The organism is Streptomyces sp. NPDC032472 (assembly GCF_040636955.1).
In the GTDB taxonomy this organism is placed as follows: domain Bacteria; phylum Actinomycetota; class Actinomycetes; order Streptomycetales; family Streptomycetaceae; genus Streptomyces.
Window position 1 is genome coordinate 1 of record NZ_JBEZVK010000168.1, and the last position, 4,392, is coordinate 4,392.

At 72.0% G+C, this 4,392-nt stretch carries 6 protein-coding genes; 4 read left to right on the plus strand and 2 right to left on the minus strand.

Going from position 1 to position 4,392, the window contains the following annotated elements; genetic code table 11:
* Positions 1–76: 76 nt before the first annotated feature.
* Positions 77–502: a hypothetical protein gene (locus AB0F11_RS37660; protein WP_362184293.1), complete on the minus strand. Its 426-nt coding sequence runs from the start codon at positions 500–502 to the stop codon at positions 77–79.
* Positions 503–723: 221 nt separating this feature from the next.
* Here AB0F11_RS37660 and AB0F11_RS37665 point away from each other — a divergent pair, with 221 nt between their 5' ends.
* Positions 724–1,956, plus strand: a complete 1,233-nt coding sequence (locus tag AB0F11_RS37665; RefSeq protein WP_362184302.1) for a glycosyltransferase — start codon at positions 724–726, stop codon at positions 1,954–1,956.
* Positions 1,957–1,986: 30 nt separating this feature from the next.
* Here AB0F11_RS37665 and AB0F11_RS37670 read toward each other — a convergent pair whose 3' ends face one another.
* Positions 1,987–2,934, minus strand: coding sequence for an NmrA/HSCARG family protein (locus AB0F11_RS37670; RefSeq protein ID WP_362184294.1), 948 nt, complete (start codon positions 2,932–2,934; stop codon positions 1,987–1,989).
* 192 nt (positions 2,935–3,126) lie between these two features.
* Between AB0F11_RS37670 and AB0F11_RS37675 the strand changes: the two genes are divergently transcribed.
* The 3 genes from AB0F11_RS37675 to AB0F11_RS37685 all read left to right on the plus strand — a co-directional run bounded on the left by AB0F11_RS37675 (position 3,127) and on the right by AB0F11_RS37685 (position 4,324).
* Positions 3,127–3,297 (plus strand): CsbD family protein, encoded by a 171-nt coding sequence (locus tag AB0F11_RS37675; protein WP_362184296.1) that lies wholly within the window; start codon positions 3,127–3,129, stop codon positions 3,295–3,297.
* A 161-nt stretch (positions 3,298–3,458) separates the two neighbouring features.
* On the plus strand, positions 3,459–3,908 hold the full coding sequence (locus AB0F11_RS37680; RefSeq protein WP_362184298.1) for a metalloregulator ArsR/SmtB family transcription factor: 450 nt from the start codon (positions 3,459–3,461) through the stop codon (positions 3,906–3,908).
* Positions 3,905–4,324 (plus strand): SRPBCC domain-containing protein, encoded by a 420-nt coding sequence (locus AB0F11_RS37685; protein WP_362184300.1) that lies wholly within the window; start codon positions 3,905–3,907, stop codon positions 4,322–4,324. The genes AB0F11_RS37680 and AB0F11_RS37685 overlap by 4 nt, the downstream gene beginning before the upstream one ends.
* The last annotated feature ends 68 nt before the right edge of the window (positions 4,325–4,392 follow it).

Sequence of the window (4,392 nt, forward strand, 5' to 3'; positions counted from 1 at the left end):
GGGCCGGCGGGCGGGTTCCGGGAGCGTGTCAGAGGCCCCGTGGCTGCCGAGTTCCCCGGCAGCGGTCCTGTCGGACCTACATCTTCTGACAGGTGACCTTTGCGCGGTGGTACGGGAAGGTGACGGTGTTGCCCTTCCAGCCCACGCTCCACGGCGACAGCTCCTTGCCGCTGCCTTCGCCGAACTCCATGCCCATCAGGTCTTTCGTCTCTCCGGGCACACCGCTCACGTGGTACGGGCCGTCGTCACCCTTGACCTCCAGCTTGCCGCCGGAAAGCTGCCACGTCCCGGAGCTTCCCTTGCGCCCGCCCTGGCTCACCTGGTACGTCCCGTCCCCCACGGTCACCGTCGCGGAGAGCCCGCGGGCGCCGGCGGCGATCGTGCAGTCCCAGGTGCCCTTCGCCGCCTCTTCCAGGGACTTCTCCCCGGCGCAGGCCACCACGGCGAGCGCCACCGGCACCCCCGCGGCTCCGACGGCCGCCCACTTCATCCAGCGCTTCATCGCCCAGTTCCCCCAAGGTGTCCGACTTCGTGTCGCGAGCCGGACCCTACCTGAAGTTGATCAAGAAACAGAGGCCGCCCCACGTGAGCGGCGACCGGCCGCCTCCCGTAAACCCGAGTCGGTCGCCCCATCGTTTCGGAGGATTTCCGTGCCTGCCGTGCGAGGGCGTGCGGTCGGGGCGTGGAGCGGCCGCCACACTGGCGGGCGTGAGGATTGCCATCATGACGGCGGGATCCCGAGGGGACGTCGCACCGTACACGGGCCTGGGGGCCGGTCTGGTGCGGGCCGGGCACGAGGTCACCCTGGTCAGCCACGGCGTGTTCGAACCGCTGGCGGCCGGTTCGGGGGTGCGCTTCCAGGCCGTTCCCGGGGACCCGCGGGCCGAATTGCACTCGGCGCGCGGACGGGGCCTGCACCGGAGCCGGAGCGGCGCCGCCAAGCTGCTGCGGGCCGTGGCGCTGGCGAGGAGTGTCGCGCCGGGGATGACGCGCCCGATGGTGGGTGCGGCGCGCGACGCGGACGTCGTCCTGGCCGGAGGAGCGGTCGCGCCGCTGGCCTACGCCATCGCCCAGGGCCTCTCCCGGCCCAGCATGGGCCTGTTCCTGCAGCCGCTGCACGGGACCCGGGCGTTCCCGCCCCCGATACTCGGCACCCGTTCCCTGGGCCCGCTGGGCAACCGGATCGGCGGGCACGCCGTCGCCGCGGCCGTCGACCAGGTCTTCACGCGGGCCGCACACATCCTGGCCGTGGACCACGGCCTGCCTTCGAGCCGCCTGTCCGCCGCCCGCCGCGCCCGCGAGCGGGAGGGCTGGCCCGTGTGGCACGGCTTCAGCGAGCTGGTGGTTCCCCGGCCCTGCGACTGGCGTCCCGGCCTGGGGATCTCCGGCTACTGGTGGCCCCACGACAGCGTGAGCCGGCTCCCGGCGGAGCTGGAGGACTTCCTTCGTTCCGGTCCCGCCCCGGTCTATGTGGGGCTGGGAAGCGCCACCACCCCCGACCCCCGGCGTGTCAGCGGCCACATCGCCACTGCCCTGCGGGCCGCGGGCCTGCGCGGCGTGATCCAGGAAGGCTGGGCAGGGCTCTCCGCCGCCCGGGACGACATGATCACCATCGGTGAGGTTCCGCATTCCCTGCTGTTCCCCCGCATGGCGGCCGTCGTCCACCATGCCGGAGCGGGCACGACCGGCGCAGCCCTGCGCGCGGGCGTTCCCTGCGTACCCGTTCCCGTCCAGTTCGACGGCCACTTCTGGGCCCGCCGCCTCGTGGAGCTGGGCACTGCCCCCGGGGTGGTGCCGTTGCGCCACCTCGGCCCCGGTGCACTCGGCTCCGCGCTCCGACAGGCCGTGACCGTGCCCTCGTACCGCGAGCGCGCCCGGGAGGTCGCCCGCCGGCTGGCCGGGGAGGACGGTACTGCTCCGGTCGCTGCCGCCCTGGAGCGGCTGGTGGGCACCTGACGCGTGCGGGTCAGGTCGGATCAGGTGCGGTCAGGTCAGGTGGAACTGGTCGCGGTGTGCGTACAACCAGGTCCTGAAGTCCTGCAGGCCGGGGTGGAGGGCGCGGACGGCCTCGAGGTCGCGGGCGGCCGTGAAGCGGTGCTCGCAGTCGGCGTAGTACTGGAACATGTTGCCGACTTCGTCTGCGCCCGGGAATCCGAGCGCGCGGAAGGCGTCCGCCGTCATGGGACGGTACCGCACGGGTTCTCCGAGCATGTCCGTCATGGCCGCGGCCATCTCGGCGACGGTCAGGTGCTCGCCGGCGACACTGATGGTGGCGGCGATGAAGTCGGTGCCGCCCTGGAAGATGGCCAGGGCGATCCGGCCGATGTCGTCGACCGCGATGCCGGAGAGTCTGCTGTCGCGCATGGGATAGGTGAGTTCGAAGGCGCCGTCCTCGCCGCGGTGCGGGGCGAACATGGACAGCAGGTTCTCCCAGTAGAACGTGGTCCGCAGGAAGGTGGTGGGCACGCCGGCGTCCGCGAAGAAGTGGTCGGCCTCCGCCTTGGCGTCGAAGTGCGGCACCTTGTACGAACCCTGCAGTGTGGGCATCCGGTCGTCGTCGAGCGGAATGCACTCGCGCGTGTCGTCCAGGGTGGACCAGATCGCGTGCTGCACCCCGGCGTGCCCCGCCGCCCGGGCCAGAGCCTGTGCCTGGGCCTGCTCGTGGGCCGCGGACATGTCCTCCCAGAAGTTGGTCACCAGGTAGGCGCCGTAGGCACCGTCCAGGGCCGATTGCAGGCTCGCCTCGTCGTCCATGTCGGCGCGGACGATCTCCGCACCGAGCCGTTCCAGCTGCCCGGCCCGGTCCGAATCCGGGCTGCGGGTCACGGCGCGGACCGTGAAGCCGCTGTCCTTGTCCTCCAGGACGGCCCGGGCGAGGGACCCTCCCTGGTGCCCCGTCGCGCCGAACACGGTGATGATCCGCTTGCCATCCATCCGCCAGCACCTCTTCCCTGCCGCAGCCGCCCACAGAACCTGCTAGCGAAACCTACGGTCGCGAAGGCTCCCGTTCGCGCCGCACACGCCGACACCCGTCCGGTTGCCGCTCCATAAGCGCCGCCTGGAGGTGTAACGGGCTCCGCACGGGGCAGGCGGCAGCGAAAGGTTCGGATTCGGAGGTGAGCCTTGATGGCCACGGAGAAGAAGGCCAAGAACATCGGAAAGAACGCCAAGGGCAAGGTCAAGGAAGCCACCGGCAAGGCAGTCGGCAACGAAAGCCTCGAAACGAAGGGGAAAGCCGAGCAGACTGCCGCGAATGCCAAGCAGACCGCCCAGAAGGCCAAGGACACCCTGACCTGACTGTCTGTCCGACAAGGTGGCGTGGAGGCCGTCGTCCGTCGAGGACGGCGGCCTCCACTGCGCCGCCTCGAAGGCCGCGGTGACGCGCTCGGCCCAGCGGCCCGCCCCGAAGCGTCGGGAAAAGTTGACATGTCGGAGAGCCCCGACGCATTCTGGGGGTCATGGAACCCGTCGACGTCTACAGCGCCCTGGCCAATCCGGTCCGACGCACCCTGCTCGAAAGGCTGCGCGGCGGCGCCCGGGCGGCCGGGGACCTGGCGAAGGACTTCTCCCTGAGCCGGCCGGCCGTCTCCGAGCACCTCGCCGTACTGCGGAAGGCCGGGCTGGTCCGCGAGGAGCCCCGTGGCCGCCACCGCTACTACCACCTGCAGGCGGAACCACTCGCCGAGGTCGGCGCCTGGCTGCACCCCTTCGAGCGCTACTGGCAGGACCGCATGAGCGCGCTGAGCGATGTGCTCGACGGGCTCGATGAGACGGGCGAGAACGGCCAGGGCGGCCAGGCCGCCGGCGGTGACCCCTCCGGCGCCCCGGCGGGGTCTGCAGCCTCCGCAGCCCCCGGTACCACCACCCAGAGCACCCACCCCCGCACCACAGAGGACGACGCCCCATGAGCACCGAACTCCGGACCATCCACTGCGACCGGTTCATCGCCCACCTGCCGCAGGCCGTGTGGCGGGCGCTCACCGAGCCCGAGCTCCACGCGCGCTGGTGGGCCGCCGGCGACGTACGCGCAGAGGTCGGGCACCGGTTCACCCTCGACATGGGGCCGTGGGGCCACCAGGAGTGCGAGGTGATCACGGTCGACCCGGAGCGCCTGCTGAGCTACAGCTTCGCCCCCGGCACCCTGGACACGACCATCACCTGGCGCCTCGTCCCGGAAGGAACCGGTACCCGCCTCTTCCTGGAGCACTCCGGCTTCGACCTCGAATCGCCGCTGGCCCGGGCGGCGTACGAAGGCATGGGCGGCGGCTGGCCGGCCGTCCTGGAGCGGATCGAGCCGGCACTCGACGACGCGGCCGCCCGCTGATCGGGGCCGCGGGGCCGGGCGGCTCCGCTTTGCGGCTCCCGCGCCCCGCGCGAGCGGGCTGGGAAGGG